The organism is Lelliottia sp. F153 (assembly GCF_002870005.1).
In the GTDB taxonomy this organism is placed as follows: Bacteria; Pseudomonadota; Gammaproteobacteria; order Enterobacterales; family Enterobacteriaceae; genus Enterobacter; species Enterobacter nimipressuralis.
The window spans coordinates 1-683 of sequence record NZ_PKFT01000020.1; the positions used below are offsets into that span (position 1 = coordinate 1).

Sequence of the window (683 nt, forward strand, 5' to 3'; positions counted from 1 at the left end):
AACGGTCAGGTCACGGATACGCTGCAAGTTGTTGTTGATCTCGCCCAGCGCGCCTTCAGCGGTCTGTGCCAGAGAGATACCGTCGTTGGCGTTACGTGCAGCAACACCCAGACCGTTGATGTTAGAGGTGAAACGGTTAGCAATCGCCTGACCCGCAGCATCGTCTTTTGCGCTGTTGATGCGCAGACCAGAAGACAGACGCTCAATCGCAGTCCCTAAAGAAGACTGTGATTTGCTCAGGTTATTTTGAGTCATCAGAGAAAGGGTGTTGGTATTAATCACAGCCATGGTAAGTATCCTTCAAAATTGAGTCATGTGCTTGGCATAGTGCCAACGGCTTCATCGCCTGTATAAAGATTATCGACACCACATTTTTAAACTTTAGGTTTTAAAACTATTTATTGTTTTTGATTTGATTCTAAAAGAAAAAAGCGCCGACAAGCGGCGCTTTTTTTGCATCAATAAGGGTATTAACGCAGCAGGGACAGCATGGTCTGCGGAACCTGGTTGGCCTGGGCCAGAACAGAAGAGCCAGCCTGTTGCAGGATCTGCGAACGAGACATGTTGGACACTTCCGTTGCGTAATCAGAATCCTGAATACGGCTACGCGCTGCAGACAGGTTGTTTACGGTGTTGTTCAGGTTGGTGATGGTGGACTCGAAACGGTTCTGAGACGCACCCAG

The 683-nt window shown here is 48.5% G+C and carries 1 protein-coding gene and 1 pseudogene; both read right to left on the minus strand.

The genetic code is table 11. The features are described 5' to 3' along the window. Positions 1 to 288: pseudogene (locus tag F153LOC_RS21455) on the minus strand (flagellin FliC); the annotation flags it as partial. Positions 289 to 470: 182 nt separating this feature from the next. Next, the coding region (locus tag F153LOC_RS21460) for a flagellin (protein WP_255409599.1) at positions 471 to 683 on the minus strand (213 nt) is incomplete at its 5' end.